19 protein-coding genes are annotated in these 17379 nt (G+C 71.1%); 10 read left to right on the plus strand and 9 right to left on the minus strand.

The genetic code is table 11. The features are described 5' to 3' along the window. Positions 1–81: 81 nt before the first annotated feature. From O7543_RS21405 to O7543_RS21415, 3 genes are all read right to left on the minus strand, one after another. Positions 82–888: a hypothetical protein gene (locus tag O7543_RS21405; RefSeq protein WP_281552205.1), complete on the minus strand. Its 807-nt coding sequence runs from the start codon at positions 886–888 to the stop codon at positions 82–84. A gap of 183 nt (positions 889–1071) precedes the next feature. Further along, positions 1072–1266: a DUF397 domain-containing protein gene (locus tag O7543_RS21410; protein ID WP_278173156.1), complete on the minus strand. Its 195-nt coding sequence runs from the start codon at positions 1264–1266 to the stop codon at positions 1072–1074. Beyond that, positions 1263–2102, minus strand: coding sequence for a helix-turn-helix transcriptional regulator (locus O7543_RS21415; protein WP_281552204.1), 840 nt, complete (start codon positions 2100–2102; stop codon positions 1263–1265). The genes O7543_RS21410 and O7543_RS21415 overlap by 4 nt, the downstream gene beginning before the upstream one ends. A 440-nt stretch (positions 2103–2542) precedes the next feature. Between O7543_RS21415 and O7543_RS21425 the strand changes: the two genes are divergently transcribed. The 4 genes from O7543_RS21425 to O7543_RS21440 all read left to right on the plus strand — a co-directional run bounded on the left by O7543_RS21425 (position 2543) and on the right by O7543_RS21440 (position 5459). Further along, a complete protein-coding gene (locus tag O7543_RS21425) occupies positions 2543–2680 on the plus strand; it encodes a hypothetical protein (RefSeq protein ID WP_278173158.1) in 138 nt (45 codons plus the stop codon). Continuing rightward, positions 2673–2930 carry a hypothetical protein gene (locus O7543_RS21430; RefSeq protein WP_281552203.1) on the plus strand — a complete coding sequence of 86 codons (258 nt, stop codon included), beginning with the start codon at positions 2673–2675 and terminating at the stop codon, positions 2928–2930. Before O7543_RS21425 ends, O7543_RS21430 begins: the two co-directional genes overlap by 8 nt. 28 nt (positions 2931–2958) lie before the next feature. Next, a complete protein-coding gene (locus O7543_RS21435; RefSeq protein ID WP_281552202.1) occupies positions 2959–3222 on the plus strand; it encodes a hypothetical protein in 264 nt (87 codons plus the stop codon). Positions 3223–3872: 650 nt separating this feature from the next. Further along, positions 3873–5459, plus strand: a complete 1587-nt coding sequence (locus O7543_RS21440) for a ricin-type beta-trefoil lectin domain protein (RefSeq protein WP_281552201.1) — start codon at positions 3873–3875, stop codon at positions 5457–5459. Positions 5460–5621: 162 nt separating this feature from the next. Here the strand turns inward: O7543_RS21440 and O7543_RS21445 are convergent, their stop codons facing one another. Beyond that, positions 5622–6176 carry a Uma2 family endonuclease gene (locus tag O7543_RS21445; protein ID WP_281552200.1) on the minus strand — a complete coding sequence of 185 codons (555 nt, stop codon included), beginning with the start codon at positions 6174–6176 and terminating at the stop codon, positions 5622–5624. Positions 6177–6348: 172 nt separating this feature from the next. Between O7543_RS21445 and O7543_RS21450 the strand changes: the two genes are divergently transcribed. Further along, complete coding sequence (locus tag O7543_RS21450) at positions 6349–6837, plus strand: glutathione peroxidase (RefSeq protein WP_281552199.1); 489 nt, start codon at positions 6349–6351, stop codon at positions 6835–6837. A 77-nt stretch (positions 6838–6914) separates the two neighbouring features. Here the strand turns inward: O7543_RS21450 and O7543_RS21455 are convergent, their stop codons facing one another. Together O7543_RS21455 and O7543_RS21460 are read right to left on the minus strand one after the other, a co-directional pair. Then, complete coding sequence (locus O7543_RS21455) at positions 6915–7217, minus strand: DUF4229 domain-containing protein (protein ID WP_281552198.1); 303 nt, start codon at positions 7215–7217, stop codon at positions 6915–6917. Positions 7218–7225: 8 nt separating this feature from the next. Then, positions 7226–7645 (minus strand): hypothetical protein, encoded by a 420-nt coding sequence (locus O7543_RS21460; RefSeq protein ID WP_281552197.1) that lies wholly within the window; start codon positions 7643–7645, stop codon positions 7226–7228. A gap of 164 nt (positions 7646–7809) precedes the next feature. Here O7543_RS21460 and O7543_RS21465 point away from each other — a divergent pair, with 164 nt between their 5' ends. After that, positions 7810–9024, plus strand: coding sequence for a cation:proton antiporter (locus tag O7543_RS21465; protein WP_281552196.1), 1215 nt, complete (start codon positions 7810–7812; stop codon positions 9022–9024). On the opposite strand, the gene O7543_RS21470 is transcribed toward O7543_RS21465, so the two are convergent. Next, the gene (locus O7543_RS21470; protein WP_281552195.1) at positions 8992–10212 is read right to left on the minus strand and encodes a DUF2254 domain-containing protein; all 1221 of its coding nucleotides are present in this window, start codon (positions 10210–10212) and stop codon (positions 8992–8994) included. The genes O7543_RS21465 and O7543_RS21470 overlap by 33 nt on opposite strands. A gap of 119 nt (positions 10213–10331) precedes the next feature. Continuing rightward, positions 10332–11501, minus strand: coding sequence for an aminofutalosine synthase MqnE (mqnE, locus tag O7543_RS21475; RefSeq protein ID WP_281555755.1), 1170 nt, complete (start codon positions 11499–11501; stop codon positions 10332–10334). Positions 11502–11796: 295 nt separating this feature from the next. On the opposite strand from mqnE, the gene O7543_RS21480 reads away from it, so the two are divergent. Next, positions 11797–13425 carry a C40 family peptidase gene (locus O7543_RS21480; protein ID WP_281552194.1) on the plus strand — a complete coding sequence of 543 codons (1629 nt, stop codon included), beginning with the start codon at positions 11797–11799 and terminating at the stop codon, positions 13423–13425. Between the two features lie 209 nt (positions 13426–13634). Here O7543_RS21480 and O7543_RS21485 read toward each other — a convergent pair whose 3' ends face one another. After that, positions 13635–14069 (minus strand): hypothetical protein, encoded by a 435-nt coding sequence (locus tag O7543_RS21485; RefSeq protein WP_281552193.1) that lies wholly within the window; start codon positions 14067–14069, stop codon positions 13635–13637. 439 nt (positions 14070–14508) lie between these two features. Here O7543_RS21485 and O7543_RS21490 point away from each other — a divergent pair, with 439 nt between their 5' ends. The 3 genes from O7543_RS21490 to O7543_RS21500 all read left to right on the plus strand — a co-directional run bounded on the left by O7543_RS21490 (position 14509) and on the right by O7543_RS21500 (position 17376). After that, entirely contained in the window at positions 14509–14922 is a 414-nt protein-coding gene (locus O7543_RS21490; protein ID WP_281552192.1) for a hypothetical protein, read from the plus strand. 359 nt (positions 14923–15281) lie between these two features. Next, the gene (locus O7543_RS21495) at positions 15282–16688 is read left to right on the plus strand and encodes a DEAD/DEAH box helicase (protein ID WP_281555754.1); all 1407 of its coding nucleotides are present in this window, start codon (positions 15282–15284) and stop codon (positions 16686–16688) included. Between the two features lie 67 nt (positions 16689–16755). After that, positions 16756–17376, plus strand: a complete 621-nt coding sequence (locus tag O7543_RS21500; protein ID WP_281552191.1) for a putative glycolipid-binding domain-containing protein — start codon at positions 16756–16758, stop codon at positions 17374–17376. The last annotated feature ends 3 nt before the right edge of the window (positions 17377–17379 follow it).

Here is a 17379-nt window from a genome sequence, read left to right on the forward strand (position 1 = left end):
ATGGTAACGGTTATCGTTTACTGAGGATAGGCGCACGCTGCCCGGCAGCCGGTCAGCGAGTGCGGCAGCGGCCCCGAGGGCTCACCGCCGCGACTGGTCTGCCTCGGTCCGGGCAGTGGATGTCGGCGGGTGGAAATCGGCCAAGCCCGTGACGAGCAGCAGGTACGCGGTCAGTTCCAGCAGCGTGATGAGCGCCGTGACCGGGTACGGCGTCGACGGCGTGGACCCGATGGCGTAGGCGGCGGACCAGGCCAGCTGGTCGCCCGCGTGCAGGGGCAGCGGCACGGCCCGGATGGCCGCGTCCACATGGGGCAGCGCGGTGACGGCGAGCAGCGCCGCCCCGGCCGAGGCGAGCCACCGGCGGTGCCCGGCCAGCGCCGTGGCGAGCGCCAGCGCGGCCAACCCGAGCCCCAACGGCGGCAGCACCGCCAGGCTCACGGCGATCACCGAGCCGGCCAGGTCCGCTCCGGTCGAATGGTCGCGGTGGTTGATCGCCATGGTCAGCCAGCTGGCGATGATCCGGATCGCCGCGTACCCGGTGATCACCACGGCTGCCAGCGCTGTGGCGACTGCTGGCCGGCGCCGCCGGGGGTGGCGGTGCCACGCCGCGACCAGCACCGCCACTGCGGTCAGCGACGCCCAGCAGAGGGCGAGGCCCGCCTCGACGCCGGCGAATCGGTCGACGCCGGCGGTATCCGGCCGCAGCACCTGCCAGCCGTGGCCCTCGGCGCGGTCACCGGGCATCGTCCGGACGGCGTCCAGCATCAGGACGGCGAGCGCCGCCGGCACCGCCCAACGTGGCGTCGGCAGCCCGCTGGCCACGGCGTAGGCGACGAGCAGGCCGATCGCCAGCACCTCGGCGTAGCGCCAGGCCGGGCTGGCTGTCAAAACGCCAGCGACGTGGATCACGGCGCACCCGCCTGCGGCGGTCAGGAGAACCGGTCCGCGACGCACCGGGCGAATCTAGCTCGCCCCTCTGCCAGCGGTCGGATCGCTTACCAACGCTCCAGGCGGACATCGACGGAGCAGCACCGCTGGCCTTCGCTTGCCGGGCCAGCGGTCGGACGGGTATCAGGCTTCGAACCTGCCGGTCCTGATGTCCTGGACGAAGCCGGTCCACTGGGCCGGGGTGAAGGACAGCACCGGCCCAGCCTGGTCCTTGCTGTCACGCACCTGGGCGGCCTGGTCGACGTACCGTGCCTCCACGCAGGCACCGTTGCCGCCGCTGCGGCTGCTCGTGCGCCACTGGTTGTCGAGTGCCTTCATGGTGTCTCCCTATCCCGGAGGTCCTTGATCATCTCGGCCGATGCTGCGGGTGACAGGGCAGATGCCCGCAGGTCGTCGAAGACCTTGGCGCACCTCTGCACATCCTCACCTTCAGCGTAGAGGTCTCCGGTCAGCCCTTCGATGTAGACCACCCCCGGCCCCTCGTCGAAGCTGAGGATGTGGAAGCTCGACAGCATCGAGGCGTATGCACCCTCCCCGAACGGGATGACCTGAATGATCACGTTCCACCGGTCCTGGGCTTCGAGCAGCGCTGTCAGCTGGTTGGTCATGATCTCCGGTCCGCCGATCCGGCGGTGCAGCACTGCCTCGTCGATGACCGCGACCAGGCGGAGCTTCTCCTCGGTGAGCAGCTTCTGTCGCTCCACGCGGACCGCTACCCGTTCCTCTACGGCCTGCGGTGTGGGCTGCGATGCGTCAGCGACCGTGATCGCACGGGTGTAGTCGACGGTCTGCAGCAGGCCGGGCACCACGAGCGTCTCGAAGTTCTGGATCGTCGTGGCGGCGGACTCCAGTCCGATGTACTGCCGGTACGAGTTCGGCAGGTCTCCGTACTTCGCCCACCAGCCGCGTTGCTTGCCGCTCCGCGCCATCGACAGCAGGGTCTCGCGCAGCTCGGCGTCGGCCACGCCGTACAGGTCCAGTAGGGCGTTCAGCGCCGGACCCTTCAGCCCGACCCTGCCCTGCTCGATGCGGCGCAAGGTGCTTGCCGAGACTTCGATGGTGTCAGCTGCCTTCTCGGTGGTCACGTTGGCTTCCTCGCGTGCTCGGCGGAGCTGCACGCCGAGCTGGAACCGCACGAAGGTCGGGCTCGTCATGCCCACATTCTGCTCCTGACGCCTCGTTCTCGGCCATCCATATTTCGTCAATCCTAGATGGCTGCCAATCCTTGACTCCACAAAAGTGCGCGCGCAAAATGGACGCACGAGCCACATCGCGCAGATGCGAGGGAGCGGGCATGTCTCAACACGTCCCTATCAACCGGGGGCACTGGCCGAAGGAAGCCCAGTGAGCACGCACACTCCGGATCGTCCCCACTGGATGTGTGCGAAGTGCGGACTTCCATGGCCGTGCGACGCGCGCCGTCAGGAGCTCCTCGCCGAGTACACCGGCGCACGGGTGTCGCTGTCGGTCTACATGGCCACGTGCCTGATAGACGCCATGACCGATCTGCCGCTGCACAGGTCCGGGTACCTGTACTGGCGGTTCATTGGGTGGTGGCGCTGATGCTGTGTCGATCCCACAGGAGGGGATGTCGATGATGGAAGTGGGAGCGTTGTTCAGCGCGGCGCTGCTCGGCTTCTGCGCGGGGTTGTGGTCGTTCAAGGTCAAGTCCAGGTGGTGCCCGGACTGCGGGCGTACGACGTACCCGATGGCGGATCGGCCTGGTGAGTAGCCGGCTACTCGCCACACCGGAGCCGAAACCCGGCGACGTGCTGATCATCGGCCGGGAAGCCAGCGTCCAGTTCGCCGATGACCGCGCCATCCGACTCCGGGTCATCGCCGTCGACCGGAAGTGGACCTACGACGGGTGGATCTGGATCACCGGATACGTCATCGACCGCCACGGCAACGCAGCCGAACGGCGGGAGATATTCGTCCAGCGCCACGGACTCTACCGACTACCCCGGCGCACGGAAACCTGACCATCGACCAATTGATCAAGGGAGAGAAATGATCACCGAGATGCTACGTGACTGGTGGCTACGCTGGCTCGACTGGCGCTCCGGCCGGTCCACGGCGTCCAAGCGGCTGCACCACCTGCGACGCGAGTTGCGGCGACAGCGACAGACGGCATCTGCCCGCCACCGCCGATTCGACAGCAACCGGGGACACCACTGGTCCACGCAGGCCACCGAACTCGTCCCGACCCTGCGCCCGTTGATGACCTACGGCCAGCAACTCGGCTACCGGGTCGTCCTGCACGGCTCACCCTGACCGACGCACGCCCCGACACCCACCAAGCCGGGGTCACCTGCCCGCCCGGCCGGGATCACCAAGATCAGTTGAAGGTGAGATACCTTTCAGTCGGCGGGAAAGGTGTCTCACCTTCAACTCGTGGCGTCGGTGCCGGTCAGCCCGGCGGTGCCGGTGGCGTCGGTGATCCTCGAAGCCGGGGAAGAGGGGATCTGTGCCGTCGGCTCCGTACACCTCACTGTCGGACGTCCCCGATGTCGTCCTCGCAGAACTGTCGTGGGCACGCCATGGCGTGATCATGCTGGCCGTCGACGGGCTGTCAATGACGCGGCGCCGGCGGCAGGCTGGCGGACCGCCGAGCTGACCCGGTTGGCCAACGCGTTCCCGAGTACGTCGACGACCGCGTGGCTGACCGCGCCATGACCGGAGTCGGGCCAGCGCGGCACGGCGCAGCCGCCTGCGGCGGTCAGGAGAACCGGTCCGCGGCGCACCGGGCGAATCCAGCCCGACCCCGGCCGAACCCGTCCGCCGGCGGCATCCGTCGACGGTCTCCGACCGTAGGTGATCGGGTCGACCTCTGTGGATATTGACAGAAGTTTGTCAATTAGTAAACTTTCCTTCCTGAGAGCGCTCTCACGACTTGCTCACATCGACCTCTCGGAGGTATGCAGATGAACCGCAAGCTGGGTGCGCTGCTGGGCCTGACCCTGAGCGCCAGCCTGCTCGCCGTACCGCCACCGGCCGCCGCCGCGCCGACCGCCGGCACCTCCGGCCCCGCCACGAGCGCGCCGGCCGCCGCCACCGAGATCGCCGATCCGGCCGACTCCGCCGCAACCGCCGATATGGCCGCGCTGCCCGCCGGCCAGATCGCCGCGCTGCGCCGGGATCTCGACCTCACCCCGGACCAACTGGCCACCCGGCTCGCCGTCGAGGCGGCCGCCGTACCGATCGAACACCGCCTGCGCACCGAACTGGCCGACGCGTACGCCGGCACCTGGGTCGCCGACGACGGCCGTACCGTCGTCGTCGGGGTGACCGACCCGGCGCAGGCCGCCCGGGTCCGCGCAGCCGGTGCCGAGCCCCGGACCGTCACCCGCAGCCTCGCCGAGCTGGACCGGCTCGCCGCCGGACTCGACCGACAGGCCGCCAGCGCCGACACCGCCGTGCACTCCTGGTACGTCGACCCGGTCACCAACACGGTGACCATCGAGGCCGCCGACGTCGCGGCGGCGGCCGGCTTCGCCCGCGCCGCCGGGCTGCCCACCGCCGCCACATCGGTGGTACGCAGCGACGACGCCTACCGCCCGGTGTACGACATTCGGGGCGGCGACCAGTACGTGATCAACGACAGTGTGCTCTGCTCGGTCGGCTTCGCCGTCGCCGGTGGATTCGTCACCGCCGGCCACTGTGGCGGCGTCGGGGCCTCCACCGCCGGCAGCGGGGTCGCGCAGGGCACCTTCCGGGGGTCGTCGTTCCCCGGCGACGACCTGGCCTGGGTGCAGACCAACGCCAACTGGGTGCCCCGGCCCTGGGTGAACAACTACGGCGGCGGCACGGTCAACGTCACCGGCTCCCAGGAGGCGGCGGTCGGGGCCGCCGTCTGCCGGTCCGGCCGGACCACCGGCTGGCGGTGCGGCACCATCACCGCCAAGAATGTCACCGTCAACTACTCAGGCCAGCTCGTCTACGGACTGGTCTCCAGCAGCGCCTGTGCGCAGCCCGGTGACTCCGGCGGCTCGTTCCTCGCCGGCACCCAGGCGCAGGGCGTCACCTCCGGCGCCGGCGGCAACTGCAGCTCCGGCGGCACCACCGTCTACCAGCCGGTCAACGAGATCCTTTCCCGCTACGGGCTGTCGTTGACCACCACCGGCGGCGGTTCGACCAGCCGGATCATCGGGCTCGCCGACAAGTGCATCGACGTACCGAACTCCAACGGAGTCGACGGCCAGTACCTGCAGCTGTACCGGTGCAACGGCACCAACGCGCAGAACTGGACCTTCTCCGGCGACGGCACCATCCGGGCGCTGGGCCTGTGCATGGACGTCGCCTGGGGCTCGACCGCCAACGGCGCCGTGGTGCAGCTCGCGAACTGCAGTGGCAACCCGGCCCAGCAGTGGGTGCTCTCCGGCGCCGGTGACCTGGTAAACCCGCAGGCCAACAAGTGCGTCGACGTGGTCGACTGGAACACCGCCGACGGTGCCCGCCTGATCATCTACGAGTGCCACGGCGGCGCCAACCAGAAGTGGCGGCGCGGCTGACCGACCGAACCGCGGTGCTGATACCGGCGGCACCAGGTGCCCGTGATGCCGCCGGCATCACGGGCACCCTTCGTCGACAGGGCAGCCGGGTCGATCGTCCGAGTAGGCCGCAGATGTATCAGGATGAGGCGGAACCACGAGATGGGAAAGGGAATGGGGCGGTCAACCGAGACGCGGGGCGATCAGGTCGTCGATCGCGAGGTCCATCCGGGTGTACGGAACCGGGATGCGCTCACCGTGCCGGTACTCGACCCGCGTGCGGTACCCGGTTGCGACAGGACCGGTGTGTTCGTAGATCGCCTCCTGGGTGACCACCCAGTACACGGGGTAACCGGCCTGACCGTAGAGCCTGGCCTTGACGTTGAGGTCCTGGATCGCGGTCTCGTCGGCGACCTCGACCACGAGCAGCACGTCGGCGGCGTCCCAGACCGACAGCCGGGTCCCGACGGACCCGATCGGATCCGCGTCGGCTCGACGCACCCAGCAGTCCGGGTCGGGAAGCGACTCCCCGGTCGGCAGGGTCGCAGTCGTCACCCGCACCCCGGATCGTGGCAGCAGCGCCAGCAGTTGACCGACGGTGTCGCCGTGCCACGAACCGATCACCACTGGCCAGATCTCTCCTTCGACGAGCTCGACCCGGCGGTCGAAGGCACCCGCTTCAAAGGCGCGCACGAACTCGCTCCGACTCCATCGGTAGGCGAGTACGGGCTGGTTCATGGTTTCGAGCCTACCAACCAGTTCGTCCGCCCCGAGGCGGTCGGAAGGCTGCGGCGGCTTATGTTGGCAGGCGGGTGCGGTGCGCACTCGCGGCGGCCGATCACGGACACGTCGCCTACCTGCACGACGGCCGGCCGGTGTGAGCGCACCGGGCGGGAGAGAGGATCGAGACGTGGGGATCTACGACATTCCGCTCACCACCCTGGCCGGGCAGCCCGGCTCGTTGGGGGACTACGCCGGCAAGGCACTGTTGGTGGTCAACGTGGCGTCGAAGTGCGGGCTGACCCCGCAGTACGCCGGCCTGGAACAGCTGCACGAGCGGTACGCCGACCGGGGCTTCTCGGTGGTCGGCTTCCCGTGCAACCAGTTCGGTGGCCAGGAGCCGGGCAGCGCCGAGGAGATCCAGGAGTTCTGCTCGGCGACGTACGGCGTGACGTTCCCGATGTTCGCCAAGATCGAGGTCAACGGGCCCGGCCGGCACCCGGTCTACGCCGAGCTGACTGAAACCGCCGACGCCGACGGCACGGCCGGTGACATCCAGTGGAATTTCGAGAAGTTCCTGATCGCGCCGGACGGCCGGGTGGTCGGCCGGTTCCGGCCCCGGGTCGAGCCGACCGACGACGCGGTGGTCGCCGCGATCGAGGCACAACTGCCCGGCTAGGGCAGGACTGCCGCGTTGTACCGGCCGGCCCTGGGCTGGGGTCGGCCGGCCGTACGGTCACCGGGCCGGGGCGAATGCTAGGAATCCTCCTGGGACCTGCCGGCCGTACCGGACTTGCCGACCGTACCGTCGGTCTGGTCCTCGCCGGCCAGCGCGGACCGCAACCGTTCCTTCTCGGACCGGCGGCGCTCGGCGGACTCGGCGATCTGCTGCGCCATCTCGTCCCGCCAGCCGCGCATCAGAAACCAGGACAGCGCGGCCGAGAAAATGACCGCGATCATGAGCTTCAGAAAGATGTTGAGGTCGATCGGCCAGAGGGCCAGCACGACGACCACGAACAGCCCGATCCGGCCGAGCGTGTACTTCACCGCAGGGCTCATGCCTCTCCTCACCGGCCGTCCAGCCACCGGACGCCATGGAACCAGACCGCCGCGTACACCAGGGCGAAGACCGCCGCCCCGATTGCGCCGCCGGCCGTCGCCGGCAGCTCGGCCGCTATCCCGGCGGCGAGCAGCCCGGACGTGACCCCGACCCCGGTCGCGACGGCAGCGGCGACGAACCGGGCGGAGCCGCCGGCCCAGGCCCGGAAGTCGTCGGCGAACAGCCACGCCGGCAGGATCACCGCCAGCCAGCCGTTCGACTGGCCGAGTCGGCCGTCGCCGATCAGCGTGAACACGCCGTCGAACAGCAGCAGCACGACCAGTCCGATCACCAGTCCGGCGCCGACCACGCCGAGCAGATCCGGCAACGCGGCGACCCGACCTGCGGCGTCCCGGCGCGGGAGACTGTCGCTCTTCGATTCCGTCATGACCCCATGAGGGTACGCCTGAGCTTGTGCCGCACCCGGACCAGGTTTGCCAAGCCGGCATCCGGATAACCGGCCCAGGTGACTGCCGACCCCCGATGGCACGGGGCACCGAGGGTCGGCGCTGCCAGGTATGAACCGCTGGCCGCTGCGGTGGAGGTGTCCGGATGCACCCGCTGCACCTGAGCTACGCGCTGGTCGGCGTGCTCGCCGTACTGCTGGCCTTCTGGTCGAGCGCCATCCGCCGCGCGCCGGTCAGCGAACCGCTGCTCGCGTTGCTGCTCGGCATCCTGGTCGGCCCGGTGTCCGGGCTGATCGATCCGTCCGACCACGACACCACCGGCCTGCTCCGGGAGGCCAGCCGGATTCTGCTGGCCGTGTCGCTGATGGCGGTGGCGCTGCGGTTTCCCGCCACCGGATATCTGATGGTGGCCCGCCCGGTCGGGGTGCTGCTGACCCTGGGCATGGTCGGGATGGCGGTGGTCAGCGCCGGTCTGGCCTGGCTGCTGCTCGGCCTACCGGTCGCCCTGGCGGTGCTCCTCGGGGTCTGCCTGACCCCGACCGACCCGGTGCTGGCGTCGAGCGTCGTGTCCGGGACACCAGCCGAACGGGCACTGCCGGCCCGGCTGCGTCAGGTGATCAGCGGTGAGTCCGGGATCAACGACGGGCTCGCGTACCTGTTGGTCGCGCTGGCGTTGATCGCAGCCGCCGCCCGGCCGGCCGGCCAGCAGGCGGTCGAGGCGGCCTGGGGCGTCGGCGGGGCGGTTCTGGTCGGCGGGGCGGTCGGCTACCTGGCCGGTTGGGCGGTACGGGCCGCCGAGGCGCGGGAGCAGGTCGACCAGGGCTCGCTGCTGGTCTTCGCCGTGGTTCTCGGCGTGGCCGCTCTGGGCGTCGCCCGGGTCGCCGGTACCGACGCGATCCTCGCCGTGTTCGTCACCGGCCTGGCCTACAACCGGATGATCGGCCGCCGGTCCCGGGCGTCCGAGCAGCAACTCGACGACGCGCTCACCCGGTATCTCGTCCTGCCGGTGTTCTTCCTGCTGGGTCTGGTGGTCCCGTGGCGGCAGTGGCTGGAGCTCGGCTGGCCCGTCGTGGCGTTCCCGGTGGCCGTGCTACTGCTGCGCCGGCTGCCGGTGGTGCTGGCCCTGCGGCCGGCGCTGGGCATGTCGTGGCGGGACACCGTGTTTCTCGGCTGGTTCGGCCCGATCGGCGTGTCCGCGCTGTTCTACCTGACGTACAGCTACGCCGAGGGGGCGACGGATTCCCGGCTGTGGGCGGCCGGGACGCTGGTGATCGCGGCCAGCACCCTGGCGCACGGGGTGACCGCCACCGCCGGTCGCCGCTGGTACTCAGCGATGTCCCGTGGTGTCGGCGACCGGTGAGGCCGCCTGGCACCGTTGGATGTCCGGCCGGTGCTCGGGCCGGACCGCCGTGGTCAGGTCGGCGAGAATGCTGTCGATCAGCTCGATGACCCTCGGCTGGTCAGTGGCGGCCCGCCGGACGTCGGTGATCGAGGTGGCGAGGTGGCTGGCGAACGACTGCCGGCGGACGTGGACCCGGACCGTCCCGTCGTCGTCCTGGACGATCCGCGGTCGGTCCGGCCGGTCGGCCAGTCGGCGTAGCAGGTCGTGCGCCTCCTGCAGGGCGCGGACGGCGGTGGTGGCGTCGTTGATGCCGGGCGAGAGCGCCCGTTCGGCGATGTCGGCGAGCTGCCGTAGCCCGAAGCCGACGTCCTGGCCGGGTACCCGTTCGACGCCGACCTCGACGGCCTGCCCGGCCAGCGTCGCGTCAACCGGGCCCGGCGGGGCGTCACCGACGGCGTGCACGGCGACCAGTGGCATGCCGGCCACCACGAACTCGCCCGGGATCCGCTCGACCGTGAGAGCGCAGCCGTACCGGCGGGCGAGCCGCGCCAGCAGATTGACGTCGACCGCGACGACCACCCCGGTGGCCGGTGCGGCCAGCACGTCGACGATCGGGCCGTCCGGGGAACCGGTCGGATCGGTCGGCCGGGCCGCCCACCGGTCGATGCTGCGCCTGCTCTGCACCCCGATCGCCGCGATCATGTGCGAGACCCGCATCAGCGCGGTCATGTGGTGCAGGTAGTAGATGAACATCCCGGTGCTGCCCAGCACCAGGGCCATCGACACGGCCAGCGACAGCGCCGGCAGCCGGGCCTCGGCCCGGCCCGGTAGCGCGGCGAGGACCACCATCGCGAACAGGAACGTCGCGACGAACGTGCCCAGGGTGGCCTGGGTGACCCGGTCGCGCAGGAACGTCCGTAGCACCCGGGGTGAGTACTGGCTGGAAGCCAGCTGCACCGCGACCACCGTGATGGAGAAGACCAGCGCGGTGAACGAGATCATCGCGGTGATCACCGACGACAGCAGCGATCTCGCGCCGGCCGGCCCGCTCGGCAGGAAGCCGTCCAGTGGCAGTCGCAGCCGCAGGTCCAGGGCGGTGAGCAGGATCGCGCCGAGCACCGCGCCGGTCGCGAACGCCGCCGGTACCGCCCAGAAACTGCCCCACACGCCACGGAGGCGGGACAGCATGCCGCGCGGCTGACTCACCGCAGCGTCCTACCCACGCCAGGGCGGGTCGACACCTGCCGGCCGGATCAGGCCGGTCCGGGCCGCTCGAAGGCGTTGCCGTTCCGGCTCGCCAAGGCCCAGATCTGCGGCGGCCTCGCTCAGGCCCAGATCTGCTGCGGCTCGGCCCGCCGGTCGGCCAGCGCCGGCGGCCGGTCGTACTCGCGTACCACCTGGTAGCGGGTGTCCCGCTCGACCGGCTGGAAGCCGGCGTCCCAGATCAGGTGCAGCAGGTCCTCTCGGTGCATGGTGTTCGGCGTGCCGTAGGAGTCCGCGTCGTGGGTGATCTTGTACTCGACCACCGACCCGTCCAGGTCGTCGACGCCGAAGTTGAGCGACAACTGCGCCACGGACAGCCCGTGCATCACCCAGAAACACTTGACGTGCGGCACGTTGTCGAACAGCAGCCGGGACACCGCGAAGGTCTTCAACGACTCGGCCGGTGCCGCCATCGTGGTGCGCTCCTGGATCCGGTTTCGGATCTTGCCGTCCGCCGAGTCGACGAAGTCGTGCTGGTAGCGCAGCGGGATGAAGACGGTGAAACCGCCGGTCTCGTCCTGCAACTCGCGCAGCCGCAGCACGTGGTCCACCCGGTGCCGGGGCTCCTCGATGTGGCCGTAGAGCATCGTCGATGGCGTCCGCAGCCCCTTGCTGTGCGCCAGCCGGTGAATCCGTGACCAGTCCTCCCAGTGACAGGCGTGGTCGACGATGTGCTGGCGGACCTCCCAGTCGAAGATCTCCGCGCCGCCACCGGTCAGCGACTCCAGGCCGGCGTCCATCAGCTCGTCGAGGATTTCGTCCGCCGGCAGCCCGCTGATCTTCTCGAACCACTGCACCTCGGTCGCGGTGAACGCCTTGAGCTTGACGTTCGGCAGCGCCGCCTTGAGCTCGCGCAGCACCTTCGGGTAGTACCGCCAGGGCAGGGTCGGGTGCAGGCCGTTGACGATGTGCAGCTCGGTGAGCTGCTCGTCCTCCATCTCCTTGGCCTTACGGACGGCCTCGTCGATGCGCATCGTGTACGCGTCCTTCTCGCCCGGCTTGCGCTGGAACGAGCAGTACGCGCAGGAGGCACTGCACACGTTGGTCAGGTTGAGATGCCGGTTGACGTTGAACATCACCCGGTCGCCGTTGAGCTCGGTCCGCCGATGATGCGCCAGCCGGCCCAGCCAGGCCAGGTCGTCGCTGGCGTACAGGTCCACCCCGTCGGTGTGGTCCAGCCGCTCCCCGGCGTACACCTTCTCTTCGAGCTCACGCTTGCGACCAGCGTCCACGTCCGCCACGCCCCTTCCCGGCCGGCCACGCCGACGACCCGCCGTCGACGACCATCAGCCGTGATCCGCGTTCGAGCGTACGTCCCGGGACCGCCGGTCGGCTCCTCGCCCGGCGGCACAGCGACCTGCGTCATGCCCGGGTCGCCAACCTCTCAGCTTCTCGTTACCTCATGAATCATCGACATCAGCAGCCCCGTGCGGTAAGACCGATGTGGGACAGGCGACACCAGGCGGCGCGACTCGGTTCCGGCGCATCGGCACCGGACAAAATGCGCCGTACGGGGAGCGAGCGGGCATGGCACGAAGAAGCAGGGGCGCGGCAGTGGGCCAGCGGCACGGCGGAGCACGGCGGCAACGCCGGTTCGTGATGGTCGGCGCCGTTCCGGTCCGGCTGAGCCCGGCCCTGTGGGCCGGCCTGCTCGGTGCCGTCACCGCAGTCGCCCTCGCCTCCCCGGTGTACGCCCAGCCGGCGACCGTGCCGGACACCGGCAGCCGGCCGGTGCCCGCCGGCGGCCTGCAGTTGCCCGGCACCGGACCGACGACCGACGCGCCGGCCATCACCCCCACCCCGGTGGAGGGCCCGCTCGCCGCGCAGATCTACGCCGGTGAGACCGAGGTCGCGCTGCTCGGTCAGCAGATGCTCGAGCTCGAACAGGAGCAGACCGCGGCGGAGACCGCGCTGGCCGCCGCCGAGCAGTCGCTGCGCGAGGCGCGGACCGCACTGATCGAGGCGCAGCGGGACGCGGACAGCGCGGCGTCGTACGCGCTGAAGGACGCCGCCGCGATGCCGCCCGGCGAGTACCGCGGTGACCTGCACGGCCTCGGCGCCCTGTCCCGACTGCAGCGGGGCCAGCAGCCCGGCGTCGGCACCGACGCCGCCAACCGGGACGTCTCGCTCGCCGCAGCCGCCGAGCAGGAGGCGTATCAGACCTACACGGCGGCGCTGGCCCTGGTCGACGCGCTGCGCAGCGAGTTCGGTAGCACTGAGGGCACGTTCAAGCAGCGGGAGACCGCGCTGCTCGCGTTGAAGGAGCAGAACACCGAGCAGCTGGTGGCGATCGAACGCCAGCGGGAGGCCGCCGAGCAGGAAATCGGGCAGGGCATCGACGGGATCGACGGTGCCGCCGCCCATCCCCGTGCCGTCGCCGCCCTGGAGTTCGCCCTCAAGCAGCTCGGCAAGCCGTACCTGTGGGGGGCCGAAGGGCCGCATCGCTACGACTGTTCCGGCCTGATGTGGGCGGCGTACCGGTCGCCCGGTGCCGACTACTTCAGCTTGCCCCGGGTCGCCAAGGACCAGTACTACGCGACCCGGCACAACAAGGTGGACCGGTCGGCGCTGCTCCCCGGCGACCTGATCTTCTTCGCCTCCGGCTCCAGCTGGACGACGGTGCACCACGTCGGGATGTACGTCGGCAACGGCAAGATGGTGCACGCGCCGACCACCGGAGACGTGGTCAAGGTCTCCACCGTCTGGTGGTCCCGGTTCTACGCGGCGACCCGGGTGATCCGCGAGGTCGCACCGACTCCGACGCCCACCCCGACTCCGACGCCCACCCCGACTCCGACGCCCACCCCGTCGCCGGACCCGACACCGGACCCGACACCGGACCCCACGGATTCGCCGTCGCCCGATCCGTCCGATTCGCCGTCCCCTGACCCGTCGGATTCGCCGTCCCCTGACCCGTCGGATTCGCCGTCCCCTGACCCGTCGCCGTCGACCAGCCCGTCCACGCCCGGTCCGATGCCGACGCCGAGTGATCCGAGTCCATCGCCGACCGACCCCGGCTCCGGGACGCCGGATCCGGACGCGAGTGGCTCCGGGACGCCGACCAGTACCCCGAGCGGGTCGAGTTCCGCGTCGGCCGGCCCGAGCGCGTCGGCGACGTCGGCCGGCACGCCGAGCGCAGGCCCGCTGGAAGGCTGACCGTACGTCCTCCGGTCGGGCCGTTGCGCCCAGGACCGGACAGACGGCCACGGTCGGTACGCCGATACTCCGGCTGTGCCGAGGTGCATCGGTATGGCACGGTAAACCGGCGGACCCCTCACCGGCCGGAGGTGTTCCGGTGAGCTGGCACGGGAGGCAGTGATGGACGAAGCTCGGCCCTGGTCGTCGGTGGACCAGGTCGACGGTGGTCAGCGGCGGGTGCCCGACCAGGTCGACCGGTCAGGATCGGCGCCGCCACCGGCAGAGGAGTTGCCGGCTCCGTTCAGTCCACCGCCACCGCCGCCGGACGGGGCGCTGTGGGCGTCGCCGGTCGGCACCGGCTCCAGTGCCGACGTCCCGGTCGTGCCTGGTACGTCGTCGCCGGCCGAGCCGTCGGCTCCGACTTCGCCGGCGGCCGGACCGTCGGCTCCGACTTCGCCGGCTCCCGCGTCGCCGGCGTCCGCATGGTCGGCGTTTGCCTCGCCCTGGCAGCCGCCGGGCGCGACTAATCGGCCACCGGCCGACCAACTACCGGCCGACCATGTCGCGTCGGCGTCCGCACCCGCCGCGACCGAGCCACCCGCCGCGGCGTCGTCGCCTCCGGCGGCCAGCGAAGAGGCTGCATCGGCCCGTGCCCGCGCCACGGTGGCCGGAGCGCAACAGGTCTCCGCCAGCGACGTCGGGGCGCTCCGGGTGCCGACCGGCGGGACCCGGGTCTACGGTGCGCGTCGTACCGAGGAGCCCTCGCCCAGCGATCCGGCCCTACCCCCCGACCCGGTACAGCCGCCCGCGCCTGCGGAACCGCCGTCCGGGCCGAACTCACCCGAGCCGGAACCCGCCCCGGCCCCGGCTCCGCCGTTGCCGCCACGGCCGACCTCACCCGCTCCGGTGCCAGGCCCGTACCCACCGGGCCCGGGTCCGAACCCACCGGGCCCGACTCCGCCGCCGCCGTTCCCACCGCCAGCCGGGACTGCGTACCAGATGACCCAGGCGGCCGGGGGCTACACGATCCCACCGGCAGTTCCACCGACGCCGTGGCGCGAGTCACCACCGACGCCCTGGCATCAGCCGCCGGAGCCTGTCGTGCTGCCGGAGCCTTCGCCGGCCGACGGGCAGTGGGCACGCAGCACCCCCACCCCGGCGGCCGGGCGGGTGTACGGGGCCCGCCGGCCCGACAGCGACACGCCCGGACCCGGCCCGACCAGCCGGCCAGCGGCCGATCCGACCATGGGTCTGCCGATGGGGGCACCCGGCGGCATGTCCGGCGCACCCGGCGGCGTGGTGTTCAACCCCGCCGTGGAAAACTCCGGCTCGCTGACCGGCCACATCCTGGCCCAGGGCTGGGCTGACCTGCCTGAGCGGGAGGACCGCAGTACGACCAAGGTGGTGCTGGTCATGGTGGTTGGCCTGGCCGTGATGGTGGTGATCGGCATCGTCGCGGTGTTCGCCGTAGGTAACACCTTCGCCGACATCTTCGACGGGCTGCTGGGCGGTTGACGCCGGATCGGCGGAGGTGAGCGGGCCCACGGTCGGACGGGTCAGGTGGCAGCAGCGCGGCAAACCCGTACACTTGTCACTCGATCATCAACCCGGCGCGCTACCGCGTGCTCATGGGCGATCTTGCGGGCGATTCAACGGTGCACACCGGAACGGGCCATTCGCGAAGATCCGCCCCGCTCTGAGAGGTTTTCTTGACCACCTTCGCTGATCCCAGCACGTTCCCCTCCGTTCTCGACACCGTGCCCGAAGCCGCTGACCTGCCTGCGGAGCAGGCGACCAGGCAGACCGCTGAGCCGGTCGTCGCGGCCAGGGCCGCCGAGCCGGTTGCCGACGAGCCTGACTTCGCGGCGCTCGGGTTGCCCCGGCAACTCGTCCGGACACTCGCCCGGGAGGGCATCACCACTCCGTTCGAGATCCAGCGCGCCACCGTGCCCGACGCGTTGGCCGGCCGGGACGTGCTCGGCCGGGGCCAGACCGGCTCCGGTAAGACCCTCGCGTTCGGCCTACCGTTGCTGGCCCGGATCGCCGACGGCCGCCGGGCCCGCCCACTGCGGCCCCGGGCCCTGATCCTGGTCCCCACCCGTGAGCTGGCGATGCAGGTCAACGACGCGTTGTTCCCGCTGGGCCGGGCGGTCGGGGTCTTCCTCAAGACCGCGGTCGGCGGCGTCCCGTACGACCGGCAGATCGATTCGTTGCGTCGCGGTGTGGAAATCATCGTGGCCACTCCGGGGCGGCTTGGTGACCTGATCCAGCGCGGCGTCTGCCAGCTGGACGACATCGAGATCACCGTCCTGGACGAGGCCGACCAGATGGCCGACATGGGATTCCTGCCAGAGGTCACCGAGCTGCTGGCCAAGACTCCGGCGGACGCCCAGCGGCTGCTCTTTTCGGCCACCTTGGACAATGACGTCGACACGCTGGTCCAGCGGTTCATGACCGATCCGGTCACCCATTCCACCGCGCCGGCCACTGCCGCCGTGACCACGATGGACCACCACCTGCTGCTGATCCCGCCGAGTGACAAGTTCGCCGTGGCCGCCTCGATCGCCGCCCGTTCCGGGCGGACCATGATGTTCGCCCGGACCCAGCTGGGGGTGGACCGGCTGGTGGACCAGCTGGCGTCGGTCGGCGTGCGGGCCGGTGCCCTGCACGGCGGCAAGACCCAGCGGGTACGCACCCGTACCCTCGCCGAGTTCAAGGAAGGGCGGACGAACGTCCTGGTCGCCACGGACGTGGCTGCCCGGGGCATTCACGTCGACGGGGTCTCGCTGGTGGTGCACGTCGACCCGCCGAAGGACCCCAAGGACTACCTGCACCGGGCGGGGCGGACCGCGCGGGCCGGCGAGTCCGGCGCGGTCGCCACCCTGGTGCTGCCGAAGCAGCGGCGCAGCACCCTGGCCATGCTGGAGAAGGCCGGGGTGGAGCCGGCCCAGACCCGGGTACGCCGCGGCGACGCCGCACTGTCCGAGCTGACCGGAGCGACGGAGCCGAGCGGCGTGCCGATCGTGAACGAGCCGGAGCCGCCCCGGCAGTCCCGCCCGCGAGGGGACCGGTTCAGGCCGGACCGCCCCGATCGCTTCCGAGGGCGGGGCGACCGCTCCCGGGCCGACGGAGCGGACCGCTTCCGGGGCGACGGCGAGCGGGGCACCCGTGGTGGTGCCGACCGGGCCGGCCGCGGTGGTGCCGACCGGGCCGGTGGTGACCGGCGGCGCGGCGGTGGTGACCGGCGCTTCACTGACCGGCGGCCGAGCCGCAGCTACTGACGCGCGTGCGTGACCGGCACCGGCGACCCGCTCCGCAGCGGCTCGTCGGGCCGGTACGGTCGGGAACATGCCGACGTTGCCGAAATCGATCGTCTGGACGCGGACGGACACCGGCGGTGCCGATCATGTCCTCTTCGACGACCAGCGCGGGCTGACCGCTCGCGGTGTGGCGGTGGTGGCGGCGCCACTGCCGTACAGCTGCCACTACGAACTCGCCACCGACGAGCAGTGGGCCGCCGTCCGGCTCACCGTCACCGTCGAGGGTGCCGGCTGGCTGCGGACCGTACGGATGGAACGGGCGCTCGGCCGGTGGCGGGTGAGCACCGCCGAACAGGGCGACCTGGACGGTGCTCTGCGGGCGGCCGGGCGCAGCCCGGTCGGCCTGCCCGGCACCGAGGAACCGGGCCGGCTCGACGCGGCGTTCGACGTCGATCTGGGCGGGGTGCCGCTGTTCAACACCCTGCCGATCCGCCGGCTGCGGTTGTCGGAGCAGCCGGTCGGGCAGGAGCACCGGCTGGTCGCGGCCTGGGTCCGGGTGCCGAGCCTGGAGGTGATACCGATGGAGCAGACCTACACGGTGCTCGGCGCTGACCGGGTCCGTTACCGCAGCGACAGCTTCACGGCCGAGATGACGGTGGATCCGCACGGTTTCGTGCTGCACTACCCGGGGCTGGCGCAGCGCGCCTGATCC

Source organism: Solwaraspora sp. WMMA2080, assembly GCF_027497395.1.
GTDB lineage: Bacteria > Actinomycetota > Actinomycetes > Mycobacteriales > Micromonosporaceae > Micromonospora_E.